The organism is Arsenicicoccus cauae (assembly GCF_043162025.1).
GTDB classification, from domain to species: domain Bacteria; phylum Actinomycetota; class Actinomycetes; order Actinomycetales; family Dermatophilaceae; genus Arsenicicoccus; species Arsenicicoccus cauae.
The window spans coordinates 3,103,349-3,130,322 of the sequence record NZ_CP171001.1 but is presented as its reverse complement, the minus strand read 5'-3'; the positions used below and the strand labels follow the sequence as shown (position 1 = coordinate 3,130,322).

The window sequence follows — 26,974 nt, the reverse complement described above, 5'->3', positions numbered from 1 at the left end:
GCAGGCTAGGACCATGAACGTGATCAGCACCGCCCAGATGAAGTCCCTGCTCGAGCGCGCCCCCGAGAACCCCCGCGTCGTGGCCACGGGCAACCACGTGCCCCCCTGGGCGCTGCTCGAGATCGTCGACGAGGCGCTGCCCACCTATCGGCTCAACATGCTCAACGCGCCGGCCGGCATCTCCACCCGCGAGGGCGTCGAGCACGAGTCCTGCTTCGTCGGGGTGGGGATGCGCAAGCTCCCCACGCTGCACTACACGCCGACCCGACTGTCCCTGGTGCCCATGCTCTTTCGCACCACCCTCGCCCCGGACGTCGTCGCCGTCCACGTGAGCGCCCCCATCGGCGGCAAGGTGTCGCTCGGCGTCGAGGTCAACGTCATGGTCGCCGCCATCGAGGCGGTCAAGGAGCGCGGCGGGATCCTGGTGGCGCAGATCAACAAGCACATGCCCTACACCTACGGCGACGGCGAGTTCCCGGTCGACATCTTCGACGCCTTCATCGAGGCCGACGCCTCGATCGCCGCCGTCCAGTCCCAGGCCAAGCCCGACGACGCGACCTCGCTCATCGGCGAGCTGGTGTCCGGACGGGTCGGCAACGGCGCCACGCTCCAGCTGGGCATCGGCGCGGTCCCCGACGCCACGCTGCCCGGCCTCGCCCGCCGGCACAACCTCGGCATCTGGACCGAGATGTTCTCCGACGGCGTGCTGCTGCTCGACCGCGTGGGGGCCCTCGACGAGATGCGACCCATCGTCGCGTCGTTCGCGTTCGGCAGCGAGGCGCTCTACCAGTGGTGCCACCTCAACAACCGGATCATCATGCGCCGCACCGAGATCACCAACGACCCGGGCCAGATCGCCAAGCAGCCGCAGATGACCTCCATCAACACGGCGCTGCAGGTGGACCTGCTCTCGCAGGCCAACGCCTCGCGCATCGGCGCCCGCATCCACTCCGGCTTCGGCGGGCAGACGGACTTCATCGTCGGGGCGCTGCACTCCAGGGGTGGTCAGGCCATGATGGCGCTGCGGTCCTGGCACCCCAAGGCCGACGTGTCGACGATCGTGCCGATGCTCACCGAGCCGACGACGTCCTTCCAGCACTCCGCGGTCATCACCGAGCAGGGCGTCGCCGAGGTCTTCGGCCACCCGGAGAAGGTCCAGGCCCGCAACATCATCGAGAACGCCGCCCACCCGGACGTGCGCGAGTCGCTGTGGGAGGGCGCGCGGGGGCTCGGGCTGGCCTGACGCGCACCCGCGAACCCCCACATGGTGAACGCCCGTTCACCATGTGGTCGGGGGTGGCGGCGAGGTCCGGGCAGTCGTAGCGTCGGGGCATGGGGCCGCACCGCCAGCTCGTCGACCACGCGGCCGGGGTGGCCCGGCTGCGGGAGTCGTTGGCCGCCATACCCGCCGGTGATCCGGTGCGCCTGGCCAAGGCGACGACCAACCTGTTCCGCCCGCGCGGGCGCGCACCGCGGGGGCTCGACGTCTCGGGGCTCACCCGGGTCCTGGATGTCGACCCGGTCGCCCGGGTCGCCGAGGTCCAGGGGATGTGCACCTACGAGCACCTCGTCGAGGCCACCGCCGCCCACGGGCTGATGCCGCTGGTCGTGCCGCAGCTGCGGACGATCACCCTGGGCGGCGCCGTCAGCGGGCTGGGCATCGAGGCCACGTCCTACCGCAACGGCCTCCCGCACGAGTCGGTGCTCGAGCTGGACGTCCTCACCGGGTCCGGCGACGTGGTCACCGCCCGGCCCGACGGGGAGCACGCCGACCTGTTCGCGGCCTTCCCCAACTCCTACGGCAGCCTCGGCTACGCCACCCGGCTGCGGATCGAGCTGCAGCCGCTGGGCCGGCAGGTCGCGCTGCGGCACCTGCACCTGAGCGACCTCGGCGAGCTGGTGCGGCTCGTGGCCCGGGTGAGCGAGGAGCGCAGCTACGAGCGGCAGCCCGTCGACGCGATGGACGGGGTGGTCTTCGGGCCGGGCGAGGCGGTGCTGACGCTGGCGACCTTCGACAGCGACACCGTCAGCCCAGCGAGCGACTACACCGGCCAGGACGTCTACTACCGCTCGCTGCAGCGCTACGACCGGGACCGGCTCAGCGGGGTGGACTACCTGTGGCGCTGGGACACCGACTGGTTCTGGTGCTCGGGCGCGTTCGGGGCGCAGCATCCGCTGGTGCGGCGCGCGTGGCCGCGCCGGTGGCGGCGCAGCGACGTCTACCACCGGATCGTGCGGCTGGAGAACCGCTTCGGCGTCGCGGCGGCCATCGACCGGCGCCGCGGCCTGCCCGAGCGGGAGCGGGTGGTGCAGGACGTGGAGGTGCCGCTGGAGCGGCTCGAGGAGTTCGTGGGGTGGTTCCTAGAGCACGTGCCCATGCGACCGATCTGGTTGTGCCCGTTGCGCCTTCGCGAGGTCGACGGGCCGGGGGGCGCCCGCGCCGCCAGGTCCTGGCCGCTCTACCCGCTCGAGCCGGGGCGCACCTACGTCAACGTCGGCTTCTGGGGGACGGTGCCGATCGAGCCGGGCCGCCGCGACGGCGACGTCAACCGGATGATCGAGGACCAGGTCAGTGCCCTGGACGGCCACAAGTCCCTCTACTCCGACGCCTGCTACGACCGCGCCACCTTCGACCGCCTCTACGGCGGGCCGGCCTGGCGCACCGTCCGCGACCGGTACGACCCGTCCGGCCGCTTCCCGACGATGTACGACAAGGTGTGTGGTCGATGATGGCGAGGGCCGGGGGCACGCCCCGCGTGGGCGACCTGGTGGAGGCCGTGACCGAGGGGCCGCTGCCGCTGCGGCTGACGGCGTATGACGGGACCGACCTCGGCCCCCGCGACAGCGACGTCGCGGTGCACGTCGCGAGCGAGGAGGGCCTGCGCTACATCGTCTCGGCCCCGGGGGACCTCGGGATGGCGCGGGCCTACCTCACCGACAACCTCGTCCTGCGCGGTGTGCACGAGGGGGACCCCTACGAGCTCTTCCGGCGGATCAAGCGCGAGGTCCGGAGCCGACGACCCGCCCCCAAGGAGCTGGCCGCGCTGCTGCGGGGATTCGGCCCGCGCGTGGTCGTCCCGCCCCCGGCCCCGGCGATGGAGGCCCTGCCGCGCTGGCGCCGCGCCGTGCGCTCGCTGGACCCGAGACAGCGTGCCGCCGCGTCGATCTCGTCGCACTACGACGTGTCGAACGCCTTCTACGAGCGGGTCCTCGGCCCGTCGATGGCCTACACCTGCGCCGTCTTCGACAGCCCCGACGCGACGCTCGAGCAGGCGCAGGAGCGCAAGTTCGCCCTCGTCGCGGACAAGCTCGCGCTGCGTCCCGGCCAGCGGCTGCTCGACGTCGGCTGCGGCTGGGGAGGGATGGCGATGCATGCCGCCCGCGAGCACGGGGTGTCGGTGCTGGCGGTGACCCTGTCCCGCGAGCAGGCCTCGTGGGGGAGGGAGGCGGTGGGGCGCGCCGGGCTGTCCGGGCAGGTGGAGGTCCGGCACGCCGACTACCGCGACGTCACCGAGGGGGACTTCGACGCCGTCAGCTCGATCGGCCTGACGGAGCACGTCGGGGTGCGTGGCTATGACGGCTACTTCCGCTTCCTGCACGGCCGGCTGCGCGAGGGCGGTCGGCTGCTCAACCACTGCATCACGCGCGCCGACGGACGGGCGGGGTTCCGTCCCGAGCCGTTCACCGACCGCTATGTCTTCCCCGACGGCGAGCTCGCCCCGCCGGGACTGGTGATGAGCGCCTGCCACGACGCGGGCTTCGAGGTGCAGCACGACGAGAACCTCCGGCTGCACTACGCCCTCACCCTGCAGCGCTGGTGCCAGAACCTCGTGGACTCCTGGGACTTCTGCGTCGCCGACGCGGGATTGGCCACGGCGCGCGTCTGGGGCCTCTACATGGCCGGCTCGCGGATGGCCTTCGAGGCCAACTGGCTGCAGCTGCACCAGGTCCTCGCCACCAAGGTGGGCGCCGACGGCGCCAGCAGCTTTCCCCTGCGCCCGGACTGGCGCCCCTGAGGCCGTATGCCGTGCGCCCCGGCGGGCAGGGCCGGCGCCGTCAGTACGGCGGTGACTCCGGCGGGGGCCACGGGCGCGCCGGAGTGGTCACCTCCAGGCGCCCCGCCCGCTCCGGCCACGCCAGGTCCGCCTGCAGCGAGGTCGGCGCACACCCGGGCGCCCGGCAGGTCACGTCCCGGGCCACCACGTCGTCTCGCAGGCCCTGCGGGATGCGATAGCCGCTCGCGGTCCGGTCCATGGCGACCCCCGTGACCGGGTCGTGGACCAGGCGGTGCCAGACGGTCCACGGGCCCTGGGCGATGTCCCGCGCGACCGAGGCGGGCACGCCGGGCCGCCGCCGCGTCGGGGAGGGCGTCGACCTCGCGCGGCAGGCTGCTCGAGCACACCTCGTCGACCACCGTGGTCGCGCGCTGCAGCGTCGCGGACCCCGTGCGCATCGCTTCAGCAGGCGCTCGCGCACCACCGGGGGAGCGGTGATCACCTGTGAGCGACGCCGGACCTCGTGCACCCCCAGCCCCGTCGCGGCCACGATCTCGTCGCCCGCCAGGACGCGTGCGTCGTCCAGGACCCGCGACCGGGCGGACGGGCGCCCGAGGGAGCAGTGCTCGACCTCGACCTCGTCGGCGATCGCCGCGACGAGGCTCTCGTGCGCGACCAGGCCCTCGGCGGCGAGCAGCCCCACCGCGCGCTCGGCGGTGACCAGGCGCGCGAGACTCGCGCGTTCAGGGGGTGTCCGCGGCGAGACCGGCGACCCGGAGCGGGCCTGCGCGGCGGCATACGCGTCGGCCACGGCGACGAGGAGGGCCTCGACGGCGGCGGTCACGTCAGGCGCTCCCAGGAGCTGCTCCAGGTCCATCCGCCACCACCTCCCGGCTGCCAGGCCGACCCTGGCCATTGGGTCAATGCCATTGCCAGGACTCGCGATTGGGCTAGCAGCAAGCAGGTGACCGCATTGGCACACAGTAGCGAGAGGTGGGGATTCGAGGTGTCCCTGCGGTCTCCGATAGACTGGGGCCACAGACGTCTGAGCCGCTATCACCGGCGAGTCTCCGGAAGAACGGCGCTCCGCCACCAGCGCAGCGCCTAGTAGACCCGGACGGGTGGGCCCGTCACAGCCTTCGACCAGAGCGGCCGGCCGCGGTCGTCATACGAGCCCCGTATGACGAGATCCCGCGCCCGGCAAGCGAGGTGGCACCGCGGGAGCGCCGCACGGCGCGATCGTCCTCGTGATCAGCACCGTCCGGATCACCGCGACTCGTCCCCAGGGAGCCTCACCCATGACCTACCCCAAGGTCTCCACCGACCCGCAGCTGCCCGCCGCGCCCTCCGGCGTGGTCCCGAGCCCGCGCTTCCCGGAGATCGAGGAGCGCATCCTGCGCTACTGGGACGAGGACGGGACCTTCCAGGCGTCGGTGGCCAACCGGCCCGTGGGGGAGGACGGCGCCAACGAGTTCGTCTTCTACGACGGCCCGCCCTTCGCCAACGGCCTGCCGCACTACGGCCACCTGCTGACGGGCTACGTCAAGGACATCGTGCCGCGCTACCAGACGATGCGCGGCCGGCATGTCGAGCGGCGCTTCGGCTGGGACACGCACGGCCTGCCCGCCGAGCTCGAGGCCATGCGCCAGCTCGGCATCAAGACCAAGGACGAGATCGTCGAGCTCGGCATCGACGCGTTCAACGCCAAGTGCCGCGAGTCCGTCCTGACGTTCACCGACGAGTGGCAGGACTACGTCACGCGCCAGGCGCGGTGGGTCGACTTCGACAACGACTACAAGACGCTCAACCCGGACTACATGGAGAGCGTCATCTGGGCGTTCAAGACGCTCTACGACAAGGACCTGATCTACGAGGGCTTCCGCGTCCTGCCCTACTGCTGGAACGACCAGACCCCCCTGTCCAACCACGAGCTGCGCATGGACGACGACGTCTACCAGGTGCGCCAGGACCCGGCCGTCACGGTGGGCCTGCGGATCGAGGGCAACGGCCCGGACGACGACCTCGACGGGGCGCTGGCCGTCGTCTGGACCACCACGCCGTGGACCCTGCCGTCCAACCTCGCGATCATGGTCGGCGGGGACATCGACTACGTCGTGGTCGGGTCGGACGTCCCCACGGGCAGCACCGAGCGCTATGTCTTCGCCGAGGCGCGGCTCGCGTCCTACGCCCGGGAGCTGACCGGCGACCCCAAGGGTGACGTCGAGTCGCGGATCGTCAAGCGGCTCAAGGGGTCCGAGCTCGCGGGCCACCACTACCAGCCGCCCTTCTCCTACTACCTGGGGCACGACAACGCCTTCCGCATCGTCGAGGCGGAGTTCGTCACGACCACCGACGGCTCGGGGCTCGTGCACACGGCCGGCGCGTTCGGCGAGGACGACAAGGTCGTGACCGACCGTGAGGGCATCGAGCCCGTCATGCCCGTGGGCGCCGACGGCCGGTTCACCCACCCCGTCGTCGACTACGCCGGGATGCTCGTCTTCGACGCCAACCCGCACGTCATGGACCACCTCAAGGCCGCCACGCGCGGCGAGGGGGAGACCGGGGCGGCGACCGAGGGGACCGTCCTCGTGCGCCGCGAGACCTACGACCACTCCTACCCGCACTGCTGGCGCTGCCGTCAGCCGCTGATCTACAAGGGCGTGTCGAGCTGGTTCGTCGAGGTCACGGCGTTCAAGGACCGCATGCTCGAGCTCAACGAGCAGATCTCCTGGACCCCCGAGCACATCAAGCACGGGCAGTTCGGCAAGTGGCTGGAGAACGCCCGCGACTGGTCGATCACGCGAAACCGCTTCTGGGGCAGCCCGGTCCCCGTGTGGCGATCCGATGACCCCGCGTACCCGCGCATCGACGTCTACGGCTCCTTCGAGGAGATCGAGCGCGACTTCGGCCGGGTGCCCCGCAACCACGACGGCGAGCCTGATCTGCACCGTCCGTTCGTGGACGAGCTGACCAGGCCCAACCCCGACGACCCGACCGGCCAGAGCACGATGCGCCGCGTCGAGGACGTCCTGGACGTGTGGTTCGACTCCGGGTCGATGAGCTTCGCCCAGGTGCACTACCCCTTCGAGAACGCCGAGTGGTTCGAGCACCACTTCCCGGGCGACTTCATCGTCGAGTACATCGGGCAGACGCGCGGCTGGTTCTACACGCTGCACATCCTCGCGACGGCGCTGTTCGACCGACCCGCCTTCAGCAGCTGCGTCTCTCACGGCATCGTCCTCGGCTCGGACGGCGCCAAGATGAGCAAGTCGCTGCGCAACTACCCGGACGTGTCCGAGGTCTTCGACCGGGACGGCGCCGATGCGATGCGCTGGTTCCTCATGTCCAGCCCGATCCTGCGCGGCGGCAACCTGATCGTCACCGAGAAGGGCATCCGCGACGGGGTCCGTCAGGTCCTCATCCCGCTGTGGAACACCTGGTACTTCTTCACGCTCTACGCCAACGCCTTCGACGGCGGGCGCGGCTACGAGGCGCGCTGGTCGACCGGCTCCAGGGACCTGCTCGACCGCTACCTCCTGGCCAAGCTGCGGGAGTTCGTGGAGGCGATGCAGCAGCAGATGGACGCGTATGACGTCGCGTCCGCCTGCGAGACCATGCGCGGCTTCCTGGACGTGCTGACCAACTGGTACGTCCGCCGCTCGCGGGAGCGCTTCTGGGACACCGGTGGTGCCGACCGCGAAGCGACCACGCAGGCGTTCGACACGCTCTACACCTGCCTCGAGGTCGTCACCCGCACCTGCGCGCCGCTACTGCCGCTGGTCACCGAGGAGATCTGGCGCGGCCTCACCGGCGGCCGCTCGGTCCACCTGGCCGACTGGCCGGACGCCACGCAGCTGCCGAGCGACCACGAGCTGGTCGCGCGCATGGACCGCGCCCGCGACATCTGCTCGGTGGCGTCCTCGCTGCGCAAGGCCCAGAACCTGCGCGTCCGCCTGCCCCTCGCCGACCTCACCGTGGTCACCGAGGACGCCGCCGGTCTCGCCGCCTTCGCCGACATCGTCAGGGACGAGGTCAACGTCCGCGAGGTCACGCTGCGCGACGTGGGGGAGGTCAGCGAGGAGGACTTCGGCATCTCGCAGCGCCTCACGGTCAACGCGCGCGCCGCCGGTCCCCGGCTCGGCAAGGACGTGCAGCGCGCCATCAAGGGCTCGAAGTCCGGCGACTGGTCGGTCGCCTCCGACGGCGTCGTCACCGCCGGTGGGCTCGAGCTGCACGAGGGCGAGTTCACCCTCGAGACGGTGAGCGCGGGCGACGGCCCGGACCACCACGCGACGGCCATGCTGCCCGGCGGCGGCTTCGTGGTCCTCGACACCGAGGTCACCCCCGAGCTCGCGCGCGAGGGCGTGGCGCGCGACCTCGTCCGCGCCGTCCAGCAGGCGCGTCGCGACGCCGGCTTCGAGGTGTCCGACCGGATCTCGTTGACGGTCACCGGCGCCCAGGAGGTCTACGACGCGACGGTCCACCACCAGGACCTGCTCGTCGAGGAGACCCTGGCCAGCCAGTTCGGCTCCGCGCCCAACCCGCTCGCGATCGACGGTGACGGCGTCACCGAGGTCGAGGTCGGCGACGGCTACCACGCACGCATCCTGGTGAAGAGGCTCCCGTGAGCAACGACCGGCACGACCTGCCCCACGACCGCGACGGCTATGGCGTCTACGAGGGCACCGACGGCACCGAGGAGACCGACGGCCACGACGCCGTCGACCTCTCGGGCAACGAGGACCTCAACGAGCTGATGGGTCTGGACCCGCTGGGCCCGGGCGAGCGTGCCGTGGCCCGCAGCGGTCGCCCCGACGCGGCGCAGCGCGACGCCGCCGAGCGGCTCGCGACGGCCAAGCGGATGCGCGAGATCGAGCGGGACATCCTCGGGCGCATCCCCGAGAACGACGTCACCCCCTCGCTCGACCGCATCCAGGCGGTCATGGAGCTGTTGGGCGACCCGCAGCGGACGTTCCCGGTGATCCACCTGACGGGCACCAACGGCAAGACGAGCACCACCCGGCTGATCGAGACGCTGCTGACCGAGCACGGCCTGACGACAGGGCGATTCACGTCGCCGCACCTGCACGACATACGGGAGCGGATCGCCATCGGCGGTCAGCCGATCAGCCCGGAGCGCTTCGTCGCGGCCTACGACGACGTCCTGCCGTTCGTCGAGATGGTCGACGGGCGCAGCGTCGCCGAGGGCGGCCGGCCCATGGGCTACTTCGAGGTCATCGTGGCCGTCGCGTATGCCGCCTTCGCCGACGCACCCGTGGACGTCGCGGTCGTCGAGGTGGGGCTCGGCGGCAGCTGGGACGCCACCAACGTCGCCGACGGTCAGGTCAGCGTCATCACCCCGATCGGCATCGACCACCAGAAGTTCCTCGGCGACACCCTCGAGGACATCGCCTCCGAGAAGGCCGGGATCATCAAGGCCGGCGCCATCACCATCAGCGCCGAGCAGGAGCCCGAGGTCGTCGAGGTCCTGGTCGAGCGGGCCGAGCAGGTCGGCGCCCAGATCGCCTGGGCCGGGCAGGAGCTCGAGGTCGTCGCCCGCGACCAGGCGGTCGGGGGCCAGCTCCTCACGATCAAGGGGCTGGCGGGGGAGTACCCCGACGTCCTCCTGCCCCTCTACGGCGAGCACATGGCGGGCAACGCCGCGCTGGCGCTGGCGGCGGTCGAGGCCTTCATCGGTGGGGGCGAGCAGGCGTTGGACCCCGAGGTCGTCCGCGCGGCGTTCGCCCGGGCCAGCTCACCCGGACGTCTGGAGATCGTGCGTCGCAGCCCCACCGTCATCGTGGACGCCGCGCACAACCCCCAGGGGGCCCGGTCGCTGCGCCTCGCGCTGAGCGACTCGTTCGCGTTCACCCGTCTCGTCGGGGTCCTCGCGATCCTCGAGGACAAGGACGTGCTGGGCATCCTCGAGGAGCTCGAACCAGCCTTCGACGAGGTCGTCGTCACGCGCTCGACGTCACCGCGGGCCCTCTCGCCGAGGGCGCTCGGACGCCTGGCCCGCGAGATCTTCGGCGACGACCGGGTCACGGTCGTCGAGTCCCTGCCGGACGCGCTCGAGCAGGCCGCGGCGCTCGCCGAGGCCGACGCCATGGCCGGCGGGGCCGGAGCCGGGGTCGTCGTCACCGGCTCGGTGACCACCGCCGCCGAGGCCCGCATGCTCCTCGGGGTGACCAGCGCGTGAGAGGTCTGATGCTCCACGGCGTCCCGCGCGCCCTCACCCGACGCCTGCTCGCGGCCGTCATCGCGTCCGAGTCGGTCGTCGTCTTCTTCGGCGCGCTGGTCGCCATGTCGTTGGACCGCACCGAGGGCGGGTCGGGCACGACCTGGCTGGTCCTCGGCTCGATCCTCGCGGTGCTCTGCGTCGTCGACGCCGGGATGCTGCGCCGCCCGTGGGGCGTGACCCTCGGCTGGTTCCTGCACCTGGCGACGCTCGTGTCGGCGCTCGTGGTGCCGATGATGTTCTGGGTGTTCGTGATCTTCTGCGGCCTGTGGGTGGTCGCCCTCGTCCAGGGGCACAAGATCGACGACCTCGCGGACGAGGCGCGCCGCCGGCACGACGCCGAGAGCAGCACCGGCCCCTCCGCCACCTGAGCCCGTCCGCACTCGTGGCGCGCCGATGCCTCGGCCGCCGGGGGGCTCGGGCGGTCGATAGGGTGTGGCCATGACTGAGACCACCACCGAGCGCACCCTCGTCCTCGTCAAGCCGGACGGGTTCGAGCGCGGACTCACCGGCGAGGTGCTCCGCCGCATCGAGGCCAAGGGCTACACGCTGGCCCAGCTGCAGATCCTCACGCCCGACCGCGAGCGCCTGGCGCAGCACTACGCCGAGCACGAGGGCAAGCCGTTCTACGAGCCGCTGCTGGAGTTCATGTCCTCCGGCCCCGTCACCGCCGCCGTCGTCGAGGGCGACCGCTGCATCGAGGGCTTCCGGTCGCTGGCCGGCGCCACCGACCCGACCAAGGCCGCGCCCGGCACGATCCGCGGCGACCTCGGCCGCGACTGGGGCCCGGGCGTGCAGAAGAACATCGTCCACGGCTCGGACTCCGCGGAGTCCGCCGAGCGCGAGATCGGCATCTGGTTCGGGGGCCAGGGCGCCTGAGCGCGCTCTAGCCGGTCGACGACTCCGGGCCCGCGTGACAGCGTGATCAGCACGCGCGAGCGGTTGTCCGGGTCGGGGTCGCGTGACACCAGCCCTGTTCGACCATCTTGTCGAGGCGGTGGGTCCTGGACGACGGCGAGCTGCGCGTCATACCAGCGGTCCAGCTGCTTGGCGAAGTTGACCGCCGTGATGACCCGCTGGACCATGTCGTCGCCCCCGGCGGCGACATAGGCCTCGACGTCCGCGGTGTACTGCCCCGCGACCCGGCGCCGGCGCATCCCGGTGCGCTGCCGGACGCGGACTCTCGTGCGCTGGCAGGGATCGGGCCAGCATGCCGGACGGCCCGCCACCCTCGTGGGTGACGGGCCATCAGCCGGGGCCGCTGCTCAGCAGCAGCGGCTGGTGGGGTTGCGCTCCTGGTCGGCGTACTTCTGCCGCCAGAAGTCCCGCTCCGTGGGGATCGGCGCACCGGGGTGGGTCCGACGCAGGTGGTCGACGTAGCGCTCGTAGGCGTCCGCGCCGGTCACGCCGCGCCAGTACCACCGGGCGGTGCTGAGGGTCTTGCCGAGCGTCTGCACGTGATGCCCTCCGTCAGTGGTGGACACCCTGGGGCGAGGGGTCGAGGCCGGCGGCCTTCCACTCAGCGTAGACCGCCTTCTCCGCAGGCGTCGGCAGGAAGCCCTTGGGGGCGAAGATCCGGGACGGGACGTCCGGCTCCTCGCTGGTGGGCAGCCCGCCAGCGCGCGACGCCTTGATCGCCGTCCAGATGGTCGCGAGCACGACCAAGATCACGAGGACGGCGAACAGGACCGACAGCACCTCCTGGACGACGGTGTTGCGGATGACGGCCTCCATGTCAGCGGCCGACTTGGCGGGGGCGACGACCTTGCCGGCCTCGTGGGCCTTGACGTACTTGTCGTGGTTGGCCCAGTAGCCGATGGCCGGGGTGCTGCTGAAGATCTTCTGGTACGACGCCGAGAGCGTGACCGTGAGCAGCCAGACGAGCGGCAGGCCCGGGATCCACGCCCAGCGGAAGAGGCCCATCTTCATCACGACGGTGAAGACCAGGCACAGGGCGATGCAGGCCAGCAGCTGGTTGGCGATGCCGAAGAGCGGGAACAGCGTGTTGATGCCGCCCAGCGGGTCGGTGACGCCCATGACGAGGATCGAGCCCCAGCCGAGCACGACGATCGCCGAGCACACCCACGCGCCGACGCGCCAGGAGGGGTCCTTGAACTTCGAGAGGCCGGGGATGTTGCCGATCGCGTCGGAGAACATGAACCGGGCGACGCGGGTGCCGGCGTCGATGGTGGTGAGGATGAACAACGCCTCGAACATCACGGCGAAGTGGTACCAGAAGGCCTTCATCCCGGCTCCGCCGAAGAAGGACATGACCTGCGACATCCCGAATGCCAGGGTCGGGGCGCCACCGGTGCGGGAGACGATGGACTTCTCCTGCACGTCGGCAGCCGCCTGCGCGATCTTGTCGGCGGTGGCGGGCTCGAGCGGCCCACCGCCGGGGGAGTGCAGCGGCAGGGAGTTGACCCAGGTCGCCGCGGTCTCGGGGGTGCCGCCGGTGACGCCCTTGGGGGCGTTCATGACGAAGTAGAGGTGCTGGTCGAGGATGCAGGCGGTGATGAGCGCCATGATCGCGACGAAGGACTCGGTCAGCATCCCGCCGTAGCCGATGATCCGGGCCTGGGACTCCTTCTCGATCAGCTTGGGCGTCGTGCCCGAGCTGATGAGCGCGTGGAAGCCCGAGATGGACCCGCAGGCAATGGTGATGAACAGGAACGGGAACAGGTTGCCGGCGAAGGCGGGCCCGGTCCCGGTGTGCGCGAACGGCGTCACCGCTGGCATCTGGATCTGCGGGGCGGTGAGGACGATGCCGAGGGCGAGCACGGCGATGGTGCCGACCTTCATGAACGTCGACAGGTAGTCGCGCGGTGCGAGCAGCAGCCAGACCGGCAGCACGGACGCCGCAAAGCCGTAGACGCACAGCCACAGCGCCAGCGCCCGTGGGGACAGCGTGAACAGCTCGGCGCCCCAGCTCGACTCGGCCACCCACGACCCGGAGACGACGGCCAGCAGCAGCAGCGCGACGCCGAGGATCGAGACCTCGTTGACCTTGCCCGGGCGCAGGAAGCGCAGGTAGACGCCCATGAACAGCGCGATCGGGATCGTCATCGCGATGGAGAAGACGCCCCAGGGCGACTCGGCGAGCGCGCCGATGACGACGATGCCGAGCACGGCGATGAGGATGATCATGATCGAGAGGACGCCGAGGATGGCGGCCCAGCCGCCGACCTGACCAAGCTCGTCGCGGGCCATCTGGCCGAGCGAGCGCCCCCGGCGGCGGATCGAGATGTGCAGGACCATGTAGTCCTGGACCGCGCCGGCGAAGATGACGCCGAGGATGATCCACAGCGTGCCGGGCAGGTAGCCCATCTGGGAGGCGAGCACGGGGCCGACGAGGGGGCCGGCGCCGGCGATGGCCGCGAAGTGGTGGCCGAACAGCACGCGGCGGTCGGTCGGCATGAAGTCCTTGCCGTTGCTGAGCTCCTCGGCGGGCGTGGCGCGGGTGTCGCGCGGCCGCAGCACCTTGTACTCGATGAGGCGGGCGTAGAACGTGAGCGCAATGACATAGCTGCCCACGGCCGCGAGCACGAACCAGACGGCATTGACGTGCTCGCCGCGCACCACGGCCAGCATGACCCAGCCGATGGCGGCGGCCAGGGCGATGAGGGCGAGGACGCCCTTCTTGACGGGCGTGGGGCTGAATGGTTCCTCGACCGCCACGGGGGGCAGGTCGGGATCGTTCCGCACGGCGCGGACGCGGTCGTCGTTGACGGTCATCCGGGTCTCCTGTCTTTCTCGATGTGCTCCGGCTGCCCTGCAGGGAGGTAGGGGGAGGGGGTGGGCGGCGGACGCCCCATGGTGACGCTAGCGACCCGGTGCGGGGCGCAGGGAGGACCATGCGGGTCACCGGGCCCAATGGTGGTGGATCGTTATGCGCCGCGAGGCAGGACGACGCCTTCGACGGAATGGGTAGGGTAGGGCCCATGGCTGACTTCGATGTGGTGGTCCTGGGCGCCGGCCCGGGTGGGTATGTCGCGGCGATCCGAGCCTCCCAGCTCGGCAAGAAGGTCGCGGTCGTCGAGAAGAAGTACTGGGGCGGAGTCTGCCTCAACGTCGGGTGCATCCCGTCCAAGGCGCTGCTGAAGAACGCCGAGCTGGCGCACACCCTGACCCACGACAAGAAGAAGTACGGCATCGAGGGCGACGCCACCATGTCCTACGGCCCGACCCACGCGCGCAGCCGCCAGGTCTCCGCGGGCATCGTCAAGGGTGTCCACTTCCTGATGAAGAAGAACAAGATCACCGAGATCGACGGCTGGGGCACCCTCACCGGCCCGAGGTCCATGGACGTCGCGGTCGAGGGCGGCGAGACCAGGAGCATCACCTTCGACAACCTGATCATCGCGGCCGGTGCCGTGACCCGCATGCTCCCCGGCGTCGAGGTCTCCCAGAACGTCGTGACCTACGAGGAGCAGATCCTCGACGACGGGCTCCCCGGCTCGATCATCATCGCCGGGTCCGGCGCCATCGGCGTCGAGTTCGCCTACGTCATGAAGAACTTCGGCGTCGACGTGACCATCGTGGAGTTCCTGGACCGCATGGTCCCGACCGAGGACGCGGACGTGTCCAAGGAGCTGCTCAAGCACTACAAGAAGCTCGGCGTGAAGGTCATGCTGGGCACCAAGGTCGAGTCCGTCGAGGACACCGGCTCCGGCGTCAAGGTCACGGTCAGCCCCGCCAAGGGCGGCGACCAGCAGGTGCTGGAGGCCGACAAGCTCCTCTCCGCGATCGGCTTCGCCCCCCGCACCGAGGGCTACGGCCTGGAGGCGGCCGGCGTGAGGCTCACCGAGCGCGGTGCCATCGAGATCGACGACTACATGCGTACCAACGTCGACGGCGTCTACGCCATCGGCGACGTCACCGCCAAGCTGATGCTCGCGCACGTCGCCGAGGCGCAGGGCATCGTTGCCGCCGAGACCATCGCCGGCGCCGAGACCATGCCGATCGACTACCGCTTCATCCCGCGGGCGACCTACTGCCACCCGCAGATCGGCTCGATGGGGCTGTCCGAGCAGCAGGCCAAGGACGCCGGCCACGAGGTCAAGACCGCGTCGTTCCCGTTCTCGGCCAACGGCAAGGCGATGGGCCTCGGCGACGGCGTCGGCTTCGTCAAGATCGTCGCAGACGCCAAGTACAACGAGATCCTCGGCGCCCACATGATCGGCCCGGACGTGACCGAGCTGCTCCCCGCCCTCAACGCGGCGCAGACCTGGGACCTCACCGCCGACGAGGTCTCCCGGGTGGTCTTTGCCCACCCCACCCTGGGCGAGGCGGTCAAGGAGGCCCTGCACGGCATCGCGGGACACATGATCAACCTGTGACGGTCCGCCCTCACGGGCCGGATGCCGTATGCCGGAAGGCGGGTCGCCCCATCGCGGGCACCCGCCTTCCGGCATACGGGACCCGCCACGCTCACCGAGGTGAGGGGGCCCGGCTCAGGCGGTGCGTCCGCCGTCGGCGTCGCGGGCCTGCGGCGGGAGGGGCCGGACGGCGTCGACGAGGTGCTCGACCGGGACGGGACGCGCGAACAGGTAGCCCTGCATCGCCGAGCAGCCGAGGTCGAGCAGGACCTGGCGCTGCTGCTCCTGCTCCACGCCCTCGGCGAGGGGCTCGCGTCCGATGGAGCGGCACAGCTGGACGATCGAGGCGATGAAGCGGCGGGCGCCGGGGTCGGTGCTGATGTCGGTGAGGAAGGACCGGTCGAGCTTGACCACCTCGACGGGCAGCTGGCGGAGGTACTCCAAGGAGGAGTAGCCCGTCCCGAAGTCGTCCAGCCACAGCGAGACGCCCACCTCGCTCAGCGCGGTGCCGATGCACACGGAGGCCGCGAGGTCCAGGGTGGCGAAGGTCTCGGTCACCTCGAGGATGAGCAGCTCGGGCGGGAAGCCGATGTCCTCGAGGATCTGCCGGACGTCGTCGACGAAGGTCGGCTGGGCGATGTGGACGGTCGAGATGTTGACGGTCACGCGGAGGGGGCGGTCGGGTCGGTTGGCGCGGTTCCAGGCGTTGACCTGCAGGCAGGCACGGCGCATCACCCACAGGCCGATCGTCGAGATGAGCCCGGACTCCTCGGCGTAGGGGACGAACTCGCCGGGGCTCATCTGCACGACCCCCTCGCGCTCCCACCGCAGGAGGGCCTCAACGGCGAAGGCCTCGCCGCTCGCTGCGTCGACGATCGGCTGGTAGTGGAGGGTGAACTCGCCGTGATGCATGGCCGCGCGCAGCTCGGCGTCGAGCCGCAGCAGGCGCCGCGCCTCGAGCACGATCTCCTGCGTGGCCATGGTGACGGTGCCGCGGCCGGACTTCTTGGCCCGCGTCAGCGCCGCGTCGGCCGCCGACAGGGCGTTGGCGCGGGTGGTCGGCTGACACACGTGGTGCACGCCGATGGAGCAGGTCACGTTGACGACGTTCTGGTCGAGGGTGAACGGCTCGGAGATCGCGTGCTGGAGCACCTGAGCCCGTCGGACGGCCTCGCCCGGCTCGGCGGCGTCCGAGAGGATGACGAACTCGTCCCCGGCCATGCGGGCCAGGACGTCCTCGGGGGCGCAGTGCTCGGTCAGCCGACGGGCGACGGCGACGAGGAGGTGGTCGCCGACGGTGTGGCCGTAGGTGTCGTTGATGGCCTTGAAGGTGTCCAGGTCGAGGGACATGAGCACGAGGGGCGCCCCGCGACCGGCCGCCGGGAGGCGCTCGTCGAGGGCGTCCCAGAGGCGGTGGCGGTTGCCGAGCCCGGTCAACGCGTCACGGGTGGCCCGCCACCGCAGCTCGCGCTCGAACTCCAGGGAGCGCCTGACCTCGGCCGCGGTGTCGACGAGGGCGGCGGAGGCCTGGCGGGTGGGGCCGGGCAGCACAGCGCGGCCCGGCGCGAGCGCGATGTACTGGTCCTCGCCGATCCGGTAGGCCTCCTGGCCGCGGCTGGGCTGCTCGGTGACGACCCAGTCGTGGGTCTGCCACAGGGTGGCGAGCTCCTCGGCGAGCACGTGCGGCACGTCGTCCACCTCGGTCTGGCTGCGGAGGCGCTCGCTGGCGGTGTAGAGCTGCTCGGCGATCCACCGCTGGTTGGCCGAGCGTCCCTGGACGGACAGGTGCACGAGCACGATGGCGAGCAGGGCGTGGCCGAGCAGGGCGCCCAGCGGGGTGCCCTGGGCCCCCAGCGCGACGGAGCACGACGCGAGCCCGATGGCCATGAGCTGCGGCACGACCCGGGTGGCCGAGCTGGTGAGGGTCGGGGCGTGCTCGCGCTTGCCGTCCAGCACGCAGCCGATCCAGACGGCGACCTCGCTGAGGGCGTACTGCGTGAGGACCCCGGCGAGCGCGGCGACCACCACCGGCCAGGCCATCTGGTGCGGCGCAGCGCCGCCGGTGAGGTGGTAGGCGCCGGTCGCGGCGGCGCTGGAGATCGCGGCGATGCCGACGTTGAAGGTCGTGTCGAGGGGGGTGAGGCGCCAGCGCAGGCAGGTCCACAGGGTGACGGCGACGGTGGCCACGACGTAGCCCCAGTGCGGGGCGACCGCGAGCAGGGGAGTGGTGAGCAGGGCCTCGGGGAGGTCCCCGACGAGGGTCCCCGGCACGCGCACGCCGCGCAGGATCAGCGTGGTCACGACCACCAGGACGACCACGCACCCCGCCACGTAGACCGTGGACGTCGGGAGCACCTGGCCGGGGAATCGCACCGTCAGCGCCAGCGAGGCGGCCCCCGCGAGGGCTGCCAGGACGGCGTAGACGCGGTAGGCCGGGGTGTTGGCCCATGGCGGCGGAGGCGAGTGCCCGGCCTCCGGCGGCGCAGGCACCGAGCGGTCACCGACGGCGCCGTGCGTCACCTCGGGGATCGCGCTGCTCATGGGTGGCCTGTCGATACGGGTCGGAGCCGGACTGGTGGGGCTGGTGGGACGTGTGCCGGGTGTTCCCGGCGCCTCCCGATTCATCCCCGTGCGGGTCGAAAGTAACTATAGACATCACTGAGCGTACTTGATGGGCTACACGCTGCACGGGGACGGGCCCGTGTAGGGCGTGGACGGCCGTGCCGGCGACATCGGCGCGATTAGGGCCTCCTGTGCCCGGCTGATAGCCTTGGACCTTGCCGTGGACCGGCCGCGGATCAAGAGCGCCCTCGGGATGAGCCCGGGGGCACCGCGCTGCTAGGAGAAGGAGTCGCGCCATGCCGTTGGAGGCAGACGTCAAGAAGAAGATCATGACCGAGTACGCCACGCACGAGGGCGACACCGGCTCTCCCGAGGTGCAGATCGCGATGCTGACGCAGCGCATCAAGGACCTCACCGAGCACTCCCGGGCCCACAAGCACGACCACCACTCTCGTCGTGGTCTGCTGCTGCTCGTCGGCCGTCGCAAGCGCATGCTGCGCTACCTCGAGGCCACCGACATCGAGCGCTACCGTGCGCTGATCAAGCGTCTGGGTCTGCGTCGATAACTCTCGTCGTGCACCGGAGGGAGCGGCTCCTGAGTGATCAGGGGACCGCTCCCTCCGGCGTACCTGCGAGCTGACAACTTCATAGCCCGTAGTGTGAGTGGCGGCGTCTGACGCCGCTCACGCACAGATGGAGACACGCTGCCGCACAACGACGATGTGGTCAGCGACGAAGCGAAGACAAGGAGGACCCATGGAGGGTCCAGACATCACGTTCACCGAGGCCACGATCGACAACGGCCCCTTCGGTACCCGCACGATCCGGTTCGAGACCGGCCGCCTCGCCAAGCAGGCCGCCGGGTCCGTGACCGCCTACCTCGACGACGAGACCACGCTGCTGTCGACCACGGTCGCGGGCAAGTCCCCCAAGGACCAGTTCGACTTCTTCCCCCTCACCGTGGACGTCGAGGAGCGCATGTATGCCGCGGGCCGCATCCCCGGCTCGTTCTTCCGCCGCGAGGGTCGCCCCGGCACCGACGCGATCCTCACCTGCCGCCTGATCGACCGGCCGCTGCGCCCGACCTTCAAGAAGGGGCTGCGCAACGAGGTCCAGGTCGTCATCACCGTCCTGTCGATCCACCCCGACCACCGGTACGACGTCCTCGCCATCAACGCGGCGTCCGCGTCCACGCAGATCTCCGGGCTGCCCTTCTCCGGGCCGATCGGTGGCGTCCGCGTCTCCCTGATCGACGGCCAGTGGGTCGCCTTCCCCAACTTCAGCGACAGCGAGCGCTCGGTCTTCGACATGGTGGTGGCCGGCCGCAAGGTCACCACCAAGGACGGCCAGGACGACGTCGCCATCATGATGGTCGAGGCCGAGTCCACCGACAGCACCTGGGACCTGGTCAAGAACGAGGGCAAGCAGGCGCCGACCGAGGAGGTCGTCGCCGAGGGTCTCGAGGCCGCCAAGAAGTTCATCGCCGTCCTGTGCACCGCGCAGGAGGAGCTGGCCGCGCAGGCCGCCAAGCCGGTCCAGGAGTTCCCGATCTTCCTCGACTACGAGGACGACGCCTACGAGGCCGTCGCGCAGGCCGCCGAGGGCGAGCTCAAGGACCTCCTCGCGATCGCCGGCAAGCAGGAGCGCGAGGACAAGCTCGACGCCCTCAAGGAGCGTCTCAAGGCCGAGCTGGGCGCCGCGCACCAGCCGCTGAACGGGCGGGACAAGGAGATCTCCGCGGCCTACCGCGCCGTGCAGAAGAAGCTCGTCCGCGAGCGCATCCTGCGCGACAAGGTTCGCATCGACGGCCGCGGGCTCGCTGACATCCGGGCCCTGTCCGCCGAGGTCGAGGTGCTGCCCCGCGTGCACGGTTCCGCGATCTTCGAGCGCGGCGAGACCCAGATCATGGGCGTGACCACGCTCAACATGCTCCGCATGGAGCAGCAGATCGACTCGCTGTCGCCGGTGACGCGCAAGCGCTACATGCACAACTACAACTTCCCGCCGTTCTCCACCGGCGAGACCGGCCGCGTGGGCTCGCCCAAGCGGCGCGAGATCGGTCACGGCGCCCTCGCGGAGCGCGCTCTCATGCCGGTCCTGCCGACCCGCGAGGAGTTCCCCTACGCGATCCGTCAGGTCTCCGAGGCGCTGGGCTCCAACGGCTCCACCTCGATGGGCTCGGTCTGCGCGTCCACCCTCTCGCTGCTCAACGCCGGCGTGCCGCTGCGCGCCGCGGTCGCGGGCATCGCGATGGGTCTGGTCTCCGCCGAGATCGACGGCGAGACGCAGTACGCCGCGCTCACCGACATCCTCGGCGCCGAGGACGCCTTCGGCGACATGGACTTCAAGGTCGCCGGCACCAAGGAGTTCGTCACGGCGATCCAGCTCGACACCAAGCTCGACGGCATCCCCGCCTCCGTGCTCCGTGGCGCCCTCACCCAGGCTCGCGACGCCCGCCTGCACATCCTGGACGTCATGGCCGAGGCCATCGACGTGCCGGACGAGATGAGCCCGCACGCGCCGCGCGTCATCGCCGTCCAGGTCCCGGTCGACAAGATCGGCGAGGTCATCGGGCCCAAGGGCAAGATGATCAACCAGATCCAGGAGGAGACCGGCGCCGACATCTCCATCGAGGACGACGGCACCGTCTACATTGGCGCGACCGACGGTCCCTCGGCCGAGGCGGCCCGCGCGGCCGTCAACGCCATCGCCAACCCGCAGATGCCCGAGGTCGGCGAGCGCTTCCTGGGGACGGTCGTCAAGACCACGACCTTCGGCGCCTTCGTGTCGCTGCTGCCCGGCAAGGACGGCCTGCTGCACATCTCCGAGGTGCGCAAGCTCGTCGGCGGCAAGCGCATCGATGCGGTCGAGGACGTCCTCGGCGTGGGCCAGAAGGTCCAGGTCGAGCTCAAGGAGATCGACCCCCGCGGCAAGCTCTCGCTGGCCGCTGTCCTGACCGAGGAGCAGGAGGCCGCCAACGCCGCTGCCGCGGAGGAGGCCAGGGCCTCCCGCCCGGAGCGCGGTGACCGTGGTGGTGAGCGCAGCGACCGTGGTAGCGAGCGCAGCGACCGTGGTGACCGCAACGGTGACCGCGGGCCCCACCGCGAGCGCTCCGGGGAGCGCGGCGAGGGCGACGGCGACCGCCGCCCGCGCTCGCGCACCCGTCGCCGTCGCAGCGACGTCGAGGAGGGCCAGGGCACGCCAGAGGCGGACCGCCTCGCCGACTCCAGCGACACGGGCAACGAGGCCACGCCGTCCTCCGAGGACGCCTGAGCCGCAGCCTGAGCGTCCGGCTCAGCAGGGAGGGCCGGTCACCCCGGACAGGGTGACCGGCCCTCCGGCATACGTGCTCACCGGACCGAAGCGCACCGGACCGGCGGGGGACGGGGGTTGGGGACAGCACCCCGGTGGGTATGCCGACCGTCATGAACGCACAGGACCCCACCCAGCAGATCCCGCCCCTCGACGAGCCGCCGCTGGAGGAGGCTCCGCCTGCCGCCGAGGAGGTGCCCGTGAACGCCGAACGTGGCCAGCGCGGTCCGTCCTCCGACCAGACCGGGACCGAGCAGGTCGGTGTGGACCCCGCCCGGGCCGGGTCGCCCGCAGGTGACCCAACCGTCGCGCGCGAAGGGTTCGCCGCCCAGGGCAACCAGCAGGCGTCGGGCAACAAGCAGGCCTCCGGCAGCCAGCAGGCCTCCGGCGACGGCGAGATGCTGGGCGCCGGCACCGGCCCGACCGACGGCCCGGTCAAGGACCCCGACGACTGGGTGACGGGTGACCAGCCGGCCACCGACGCCCAGAAGTCCTACCTGGACTCCTTGGCGCGCCAGGCGGGAGAGCAGATCCCCGCCGACCTGACCAAGGCCGAGGCCTCGGAGCACATCGACCGGCTCCAGGCGGCGACCGGGCGCGACCAGCAGGGCCAGCAGGACTGATCCAGGGCGGCGCGGCGGCGGGGGGCGCACGGCTGCTCGCCGCAGCGTCGACCACACCAGGAGGTCCCGCGCGATGCGGGGCAGAATGTCTGCGACGGAGGGAGCGCGGATGTCGTTCGTGGACAAGGTGGATCGGTTCCAGCGGCGCCACCGTGGGGTCGGCTTCCCGCTCGCGGTGCTCTACAAGTTCTTCGACGACCAGGGGCCCTACCTCGGAGCGCTGATCACCTATTACGGCTTCCTGTCGTCCTTCCCGCTGCTCCTGCTCCTGTCCTCGGTCCTCGGCTTCGTCCTGCAGGACCGTCCCGAGCTCGAGCAGCGCCTGCTCGAGTCGGCCCTCAGCCAGTTCCCGGTCATCGGCACCCAGCTGAGCACGCAGGGGCTGCAAGGGGACTGGAAGGCCATCGCGATCGGTCTGCTGGTGGCGTTGTACGGCGCCCTCGGCGTGGGGCAGGCGCTGCAGAACGCCCTCAACGTGTGCTGGGCGGTGCCGCGCAACCAGCGCCCCAACCCCTTCGTCTCGCGCGGCCGGTCCCTGCTGCTCATCGTGACGGCGGGGTTGTTCCTCATCGTCACCACCGTGATCTCCGGCATCGGCAGCTCGGCCTCGGCGTATGGCCTGGACCTCGGCACCGCGGGTGCCTACCTGCTCACCGTGCTCGCCGTGGTGCTCAACGCCGGGATCTTCCTGCTGATCTTTCGCATCGCGACGGCGCACCCGATGCGGTGGCGCCGCTCCATCCCCGGCGCCCTGGCAGCGGCGGCGTGGTGGCAGACGCTGCAGACGGTCGGCACGGCGTACGTGTCCTTCGTGGTCAAGGGATCGAGCGACGCATACGGCGTCTTCGCCCTGGTCCTCGGCCTCATGGGGTGGGGCTTCCTGGCGGCCTGCGGCGTGGTCATGGCCATCGAGCTCAACGTCGTCCTTGCCAAGCACCTGTGGCCGCGGGCCCTGCTCACGGTGTTCACCGACGACGTCGAGCTGACCGAGGCCGACAAGAAGTACTACGAGGGACTCGTCAACGCCAACCGGCTCAAGGGTTTCCAGCAGGTCGACGTGTCCTTCGAGCGGTCGCTCAAGGACATGGAGGACGAGTACTACGGCTCCGAGTAGCCCCGCCCCGGGCGTCGACCCCTGCCGCGCGCCACGGCCCACGTCCAGGGATCGGGGCCACTTCTGGTGGCTATGCCCACCAGGAGTGGCCCCGATCCGTCAGCGGCAGCCCGGGACGCGCTCGGCCAGCACCTCGAGGACGTGGCGGTAGGGGCGGCCCGTGGCGCGGGACATGCCCAGCTCGCAGGCCCGGTTGGCGGAGACGTAGGCGTCGAAGGCGCGCCCGTCCAGCTCGTGGGCCTCCAGCCGGGTGGCGGACGCCGTCAGCTCGGGGTGGAGCATGCCGCGGTCGCCGGCGAAGCCGCAGCAGCCCCAGTCGACGGGCACCACGACCTCGCGCGCCGCGGCCTGGGCGCAGGCCACCAGGTCGTTCACCACGCCGAGGTGCACGGTCGAGCAGGTCGGGTGCACGGCCACGGTGCCGAGGGGCTCGCCGACCTCGACGTGAGGCAGGACCTCGCGGGCGACATACGTCACGGCGTCGATCACCCGCACCCGACCCCACCGCTCGGCGTCCTCCTCCGGAAGGTGGTGCGCGAGGTCGGCCAGGCCGTGGGTGCACGACGCGGCGTCGCACACGACGGGCAGCCGCCCCTGCTCCGTGGCGCGCCACAGCGCCCGGAAGACCTTGCGGGACATGGCATCTGCTCCCTGCGTGAGGCCCTTGGAGACCCAGGGGGTGCCGCAGCACAGGCCCTGCAGCTCATCGGGCACGACCGCCTCCAGCCCGGCGCGGCGGGTCAGGGCGAAGAACGCGTCGACCACGCCCGCGCCGGTCGAGTCCGCGGAGGGGGCGAAGAGCGACCCGAGGCAGGAGGAGAAGTAGACGAACGCCGCGCCCGTCGGGTGCTGGGGGGCCGGGCGGCGCGGTCCGCGGCCCGGCAAGTCGTCGCCGACCAGCGGCACCACGTCCGGCGAGATCACCCGCCGCAGAGCGCTGGTCGCGCCGGTCTTGAGCGGCCCGGGCACCGTGTCGGCGACCGCCAAGGCCGTGCGCAACATCGTCATGGTGGTGCCCCAGCCCTCGGCCAGCCGTATGCCGGCCCGCTGGGTCCTCGCCGAGTGGCGGTCGGCGCGGAGGGACTTCATGAACAGGCCGGTGTCGATGCCGACCGGGCACGCCTTGACGCACAGCGAGTCCACCGCGCAGGTGTCCACGGCCTCGTAGTCGTAGGCCGCGCGGAGCTCCGCGGCCTGGTCCTCGGGGAGCCGGCCGAGGTCGCGCAGGAGCGTGATGCGGCGCCGCGGCGTGGTGGTGAGATCCCGTGAGGGGCAGACGGGCTCGCAGTAGCCGCACTCCACGCAGCGGTCCACCGCCGGGTCGACGGCGGGCATCGTCTTGAGGTGCCGCAGGTGAGCGCCGGGGTCGTCGTCGAGCAGAGTCCCGGGGTTGAGCACCCCGGACGGGTCGGCGAGGCGCTTGACCTCCTGCATCACGGCGTAGAGCTCGTCCCCGAACTGCCGGCGCACGTAGGGCGCCATGATCCGCCCGGTGCCGTGCTCGGCCTTGAGGGTGCCCTCGTGCCCGAGCACCAGAGACACCATCTCCTCGGTGAACGCCTCATAGGTCTCGAGCGCGGCCGGGTCGTCCAGGCGCGGGTTGATCATGAAGTGCAGGTTGCCGTCCTTGGCGTGACCGAAGGTGACGGCGTCGTCGTAGCCGTGGCGCCGGAAGGACTCCGTCAGGTCCGCGACCGTGGCGCTGAGCGAGGCCAGCGGGACGGCGATGTCCTCGAGCAGGTTGGTCGTGCCCTGCGGCCGGGCCCCGGCCACCGAGGTGTAGAGCCCCTTGCGCAGGTGCCACAGGTCCGCCCGCTCGCGCGCGTCGCGGGTGAAGGTGGCGCGGTGAGGGAGGCCGAGGGAGGCGACGACGTCGTCGAGCTCGCCGATGCGGCGGTCGAGCTCCGCGCTGTCGTCGGTGGTCGCCTCGACGAGCAGGGCCGCGTGCCGGTCGACGTCGAGGCCGGCCAGCTCGGGGCTCGCCTCGCGGTAGCGCTGCACGACGCGCAGCGACGCGGCGTCGAGCAGCTCGAGGGCCTTGGCGCCGGCCCCGACGAGATCACCGAGGGCGTCGGTGGCCTGGCCGATCTCGTCGACCACGAGCAGGGCGGTGGCGGCATAGGGGCTGATGGGCACGGTGCGGAAGGTGACCTCGGCCACCCAGCCCAGGGTCCCCTCGGACCCGACGACCAGGTGCTCGAGGATGCGCACCGGCTCGTCGAAGTCGACGAACGCGTTGACGCCGTAGCCCATGGTGTTCTTCATCGAGTACTGGTGCGCGATGCGCGCCGTCGAGTCCGGGTCGGCGCGCACCCGGTCGCGCAGCCCGGCGAGCCCCTCCCACAGCTCCGGCTCGGCGCGGCGGAGGAACTCGTCGGCGTCCGGGAGGCTGGTGTCGACGACGGTGCCGCTCGGCAGGACCAGGACCAGGGAGTCGAGGGTGCGATAGGTGTTGAGCTCGGTGCCGCACTGCATGCCCGAGGAGTTGTTGGCCACGACCCCGCCCACGGTGCAGGCGATCTCGCTGGCCGGGTCCGGCCCCAGACGTCGCCGGTAGCGGGCCAGGTGGGCGTTGACCGAGCGCAGCGTGGCGCCAGGCCGGCAGCGGACGCGCTCGCCCCCGTCGAGCACCTCGACGCCACGGAAGTGGGTGCGCGTGTCGAGGAGGATGCCGTCGGAGAGCGCCTGCCCGGACAGGCTGGTCCCGCCAGAGCGGAAGGTCACGGGGACGCCGTCCGCCCGGGCCGCCGCGAGGGTGCGGGCGACGTCATCGACGGTGCGCGCGGTCACCACGGCCTGCGGCGTGAGCAGGTAGTGGGACGCGTCGTGGGCCTTGGACACCCGGTCCACCAGGCGGCGGGAGGTGATGGTGCCGACGCTGCGATCCAGTGCGCTGGTCGTGACGGTCATGCGAGCGACCTCCTCGTCGTTGGGGTCCTGCCACTCTATGCCGCGGCATGCCGCTCGCCCCGGCCACGGCGCGCTTGGTCGCTCGCGGCGCGCCGCCGCACCGGCGCCTAGGGTGGACGGCGTGAGCGACATCATCAAGGTCTCTGTCATCGGCGCCTCCGGGCGCATGGGCTCCACCGTCTGCGACGCGGTCGACGCGGCGGAGGGCCTCGAGCTTGTCGGGCGCTTCGACGTGGGGGACGAGCTGGGCGACCTGGCCGGCGCGGACGTGGTCGTGGAGTTCTCGGTGCCGGACGCGTCGCCGGCCAACGTCGCGCACTGCGTCGCGCAGGGCGTCCACGTGGTCGTGGGGACGACCGGCTGGACCGAGCCGCGATTGCAGACGCTGCGCGACCAGGTGGCGGCGGCCCCCGAGGGGACCGGTGTGCTCATCGCCCCCAACTTCGCCATCGGCGCGATCCTCATGATGACCTTCGCCGAGCAGGCGGCCCGCTTCTACGAGTCCGTCGAGGTCATCGAGCTGCACCACCCTCGCAAGGTCGACGCACCGTCCGGCACGGCCGCCCGCACCGCCGACCTGATCGGGGCCGCCCGGTCCGAGACCGGCCTGGGCGACGTGCCGGACGCGACTGAGCAGGACCCCGACGGCGCCCGGGGTGCCCGTGTGCACGGCGTCCCCGTCCACTCGGTCCGGCTGCGCGGGCTGGTCGCGCACCAGGAGGTGCTCTTCGGTGCCGAGGGAGAGCAGCTGACGATCCGGCACGACTCCTTCGACCGGGTCTCGTTCATGCCCGGGGTGGTCGAGGGCGTGCGGCGCGTGGCGGAGCACCCCGGCGTGACGGTGGGGCTCGAGCACTACCTCGGGCTCTGACGGGCGGGGCCGGGATGCGGCATGGGGCCCG

General features: G+C 71.4%; 18 protein-coding genes. 13 read left to right on the top strand and 5 right to left on the bottom strand.

Going from position 1 to position 26,974, the window contains the following annotated elements; genetic code table 11:
- Positions 1-13 precede the first annotated feature (13 nt).
- From ACF3NS_RS14565 to ACF3NS_RS14555, 3 genes are all read left to right on the top strand, one after another.
- Positions 14-1,243 (top strand): acetyl-CoA hydrolase/transferase family protein, encoded by a 1,230-nt coding sequence (locus tag ACF3NS_RS14565; RefSeq protein WP_392466960.1) that lies wholly within the window; start codon positions 14-16, stop codon positions 1,241-1,243.
- A gap of 89 nt (positions 1,244-1,332) precedes the next feature.
- Positions 1,333-2,730 carry an FAD-binding oxidoreductase gene (locus tag ACF3NS_RS14560; RefSeq protein ID WP_392466957.1) on the top strand — a complete coding sequence of 466 codons (1,398 nt, stop codon included), beginning with the start codon at positions 1,333-1,335 and terminating at the stop codon, positions 2,728-2,730.
- Complete coding sequence (locus ACF3NS_RS14555) at positions 2,727-4,016, top strand: cyclopropane-fatty-acyl-phospholipid synthase family protein (RefSeq protein ID WP_154592580.1); 1,290 nt, start codon at positions 2,727-2,729, stop codon at positions 4,014-4,016. The genes ACF3NS_RS14560 and ACF3NS_RS14555 overlap by 4 nt, the downstream gene beginning before the upstream one ends.
- 40 nt (positions 4,017-4,056) lie before the next feature.
- Here the strand turns inward: ACF3NS_RS14555 and ACF3NS_RS14550 are convergent, their stop codons facing one another.
- The gene (locus ACF3NS_RS14550) at positions 4,057-4,872 is read right to left on the bottom strand and encodes a hypothetical protein (RefSeq protein WP_392466954.1); all 816 of its coding nucleotides are present in this window, start codon (positions 4,870-4,872) and stop codon (positions 4,057-4,059) included.
- Positions 4,873-5,293: 421 nt separating this feature from the next.
- Here ACF3NS_RS14550 and ileS point away from each other — a divergent pair, with 421 nt between their 5' ends.
- The 4 genes from ileS (at position 5,294) to ndk (ending at position 11,112) form a co-directional block, all read left to right on the top strand.
- Positions 5,294-8,623 carry an isoleucine--tRNA ligase gene (ileS, locus tag ACF3NS_RS14545; protein ID WP_392466951.1) on the top strand — a complete coding sequence of 1,110 codons (3,330 nt, stop codon included), beginning with the start codon at positions 5,294-5,296 and terminating at the stop codon, positions 8,621-8,623.
- A 128-nt stretch (positions 8,624-8,751) separates the two neighbouring features.
- Positions 8,752-10,194: a bifunctional folylpolyglutamate synthase/dihydrofolate synthase gene (locus ACF3NS_RS14540; protein WP_392469138.1), complete on the top strand. Its 1,443-nt coding sequence runs from the start codon at positions 8,752-8,754 to the stop codon at positions 10,192-10,194.
- An 8-nt stretch (positions 10,195-10,202) separates the two neighbouring features.
- Entirely contained in the window at positions 10,203-10,604 is a 402-nt protein-coding gene (locus ACF3NS_RS14535; RefSeq protein ID WP_154592577.1) for a DUF4233 domain-containing protein, read from the top strand.
- 70 nt (positions 10,605-10,674) lie between these two features.
- The gene (gene ndk, locus ACF3NS_RS14530; protein ID WP_154592576.1) at positions 10,675-11,112 is read left to right on the top strand and encodes a nucleoside-diphosphate kinase; all 438 of its coding nucleotides are present in this window, start codon (positions 10,675-10,677) and stop codon (positions 11,110-11,112) included.
- A 386-nt stretch (positions 11,113-11,498) separates the two neighbouring features.
- On the opposite strand, the gene ACF3NS_RS14525 is transcribed toward ndk, so the two are convergent.
- Complete coding sequence (locus tag ACF3NS_RS14525; protein WP_019284212.1) at positions 11,499-11,690, bottom strand: YbdD/YjiX family protein; 192 nt, start codon at positions 11,688-11,690, stop codon at positions 11,499-11,501.
- A gap of 13 nt (positions 11,691-11,703) precedes the next feature.
- Positions 11,704-13,968 (bottom strand): carbon starvation CstA family protein, encoded by a 2,265-nt coding sequence (locus ACF3NS_RS14520; RefSeq protein ID WP_392466947.1) that lies wholly within the window; start codon positions 13,966-13,968, stop codon positions 11,704-11,706.
- Between the two features lie 206 nt (positions 13,969-14,174).
- Between ACF3NS_RS14520 and lpdA the strand changes: the two genes are divergently transcribed.
- Positions 14,175-15,572, top strand: coding sequence for a dihydrolipoyl dehydrogenase (lpdA, locus tag ACF3NS_RS14515; protein WP_392466945.1), 1,398 nt, complete (start codon positions 14,175-14,177; stop codon positions 15,570-15,572).
- 114 nt (positions 15,573-15,686) lie between these two features.
- Here lpdA and ACF3NS_RS14510 read toward each other — a convergent pair whose 3' ends face one another.
- Positions 15,687-18,092, bottom strand: coding sequence for a bifunctional diguanylate cyclase/phosphodiesterase (locus ACF3NS_RS14510; RefSeq protein ID WP_288797906.1), 2,406 nt, complete (start codon positions 18,090-18,092; stop codon positions 15,687-15,689).
- Positions 18,093-18,409: 317 nt separating this feature from the next.
- Here ACF3NS_RS14510 and rpsO point away from each other — a divergent pair, with 317 nt between their 5' ends.
- The 4 genes from rpsO (at position 18,410) to ACF3NS_RS14490 (ending at position 23,162) form a co-directional block, all read left to right on the top strand.
- Positions 18,410-18,679, top strand: a complete 270-nt coding sequence (gene rpsO / locus ACF3NS_RS14505) for a 30S ribosomal protein S15 (protein ID WP_154592571.1) — start codon at positions 18,410-18,412, stop codon at positions 18,677-18,679.
- Between the two features lie 190 nt (positions 18,680-18,869).
- Entirely contained in the window at positions 18,870-21,386 is a 2,517-nt protein-coding gene (locus ACF3NS_RS14500) for a polyribonucleotide nucleotidyltransferase (protein WP_392466941.1), read from the top strand.
- A 152-nt stretch (positions 21,387-21,538) separates the two neighbouring features.
- A complete protein-coding gene (locus tag ACF3NS_RS14495; protein WP_392466938.1) occupies positions 21,539-22,048 on the top strand; it encodes a DUF3072 domain-containing protein in 510 nt (169 codons plus the stop codon).
- Between the two features lie 109 nt (positions 22,049-22,157).
- The gene (locus ACF3NS_RS14490) at positions 22,158-23,162 is read left to right on the top strand and encodes a YihY/virulence factor BrkB family protein (RefSeq protein WP_154592569.1); all 1,005 of its coding nucleotides are present in this window, start codon (positions 22,158-22,160) and stop codon (positions 23,160-23,162) included.
- A 99-nt stretch (positions 23,163-23,261) separates the two neighbouring features.
- Here ACF3NS_RS14490 and ACF3NS_RS14485 read toward each other — a convergent pair whose 3' ends face one another.
- A complete protein-coding gene (locus ACF3NS_RS14485) occupies positions 23,262-26,072 on the bottom strand; it encodes an FAD-binding and (Fe-S)-binding domain-containing protein (RefSeq protein WP_392466935.1) in 2,811 nt (936 codons plus the stop codon).
- Positions 26,073-26,193: 121 nt separating this feature from the next.
- Here ACF3NS_RS14485 and dapB point away from each other — a divergent pair, with 121 nt between their 5' ends.
- On the top strand, positions 26,194-26,943 hold the full coding sequence (gene dapB / locus ACF3NS_RS14480) for a 4-hydroxy-tetrahydrodipicolinate reductase (protein WP_288799135.1): 750 nt from the start codon (positions 26,194-26,196) through the stop codon (positions 26,941-26,943).
- The last annotated feature ends 31 nt before the right edge of the window (positions 26,944-26,974 follow it).

What these genes read in the sequence shown, in the direction of transcription:
- ACF3NS_RS14560 (WP_392466957.1), top strand. Translation starts at nt 1,333, where the DNA reads ATGGGGCCGCACCGCCAGCTCGTCGACCACGCGGCCGGGGTGGCCCGG.
- ACF3NS_RS14500 (WP_392466941.1), top strand. Translation starts at nt 18,870, where the DNA reads ATGGAGGGTCCAGACATCACGTTCACCGAGGCCACGATCGACAACGGC.
- lpdA (WP_392466945.1), top strand. Translation starts at nt 14,175, where the DNA reads ATGGCTGACTTCGATGTGGTGGTCCTGGGCGCCGGCCCGGGTGGGTAT.
- ACF3NS_RS14540 (WP_392469138.1), top strand. Translation starts at nt 8,752, where the DNA reads ATGGGTCTGGACCCGCTGGGCCCGGGCGAGCGTGCCGTGGCCCGCAGC.
- ACF3NS_RS14520 (WP_392466947.1), bottom strand. Translation starts at nt 13,968, where the DNA reads ATGACCGTCAACGACGACCGCGTCCGCGCCGTGCGGAACGATCCCGAC.
- ACF3NS_RS14510 (WP_288797906.1), bottom strand. Translation starts at nt 18,092, where the DNA reads ATGAGCAGCGCGATCCCCGAGGTGACGCACGGCGCCGTCGGTGACCGC.
- ACF3NS_RS14535 (WP_154592577.1), top strand. Translation starts at nt 10,203, where the DNA reads ATGCTCCACGGCGTCCCGCGCGCCCTCACCCGACGCCTGCTCGCGGCC.
- ACF3NS_RS14565 (WP_392466960.1), top strand. Translation starts at nt 14, where the DNA reads ATGAACGTGATCAGCACCGCCCAGATGAAGTCCCTGCTCGAGCGCGCC.
- ACF3NS_RS14495 (WP_392466938.1), top strand. Translation starts at nt 21,539, where the DNA reads ATGAACGCACAGGACCCCACCCAGCAGATCCCGCCCCTCGACGAGCCG.
- ACF3NS_RS14550 (WP_392466954.1), bottom strand. Translation starts at nt 4,872, where the DNA reads ATGGACCTGGAGCAGCTCCTGGGAGCGCCTGACGTGACCGCCGCCGTC.
- ACF3NS_RS14490 (WP_154592569.1), top strand. Translation starts at nt 22,158, where the DNA reads ATGTCGTTCGTGGACAAGGTGGATCGGTTCCAGCGGCGCCACCGTGGG.
- ndk (WP_154592576.1), top strand. Translation starts at nt 10,675, where the DNA reads ATGACTGAGACCACCACCGAGCGCACCCTCGTCCTCGTCAAGCCGGAC.
- ACF3NS_RS14485 (WP_392466935.1), bottom strand. Translation starts at nt 26,072, where the DNA reads ATGACCGTCACGACCAGCGCACTGGATCGCAGCGTCGGCACCATCACC.
- ileS (WP_392466951.1), top strand. Translation starts at nt 5,294, where the DNA reads ATGACCTACCCCAAGGTCTCCACCGACCCGCAGCTGCCCGCCGCGCCC.
- ACF3NS_RS14555 (WP_154592580.1), top strand. Translation starts at nt 2,727, where the DNA reads ATGATGGCGAGGGCCGGGGGCACGCCCCGCGTGGGCGACCTGGTGGAG.
- rpsO (WP_154592571.1), top strand. Translation starts at nt 18,410, where the DNA reads ATGCCGTTGGAGGCAGACGTCAAGAAGAAGATCATGACCGAGTACGCC.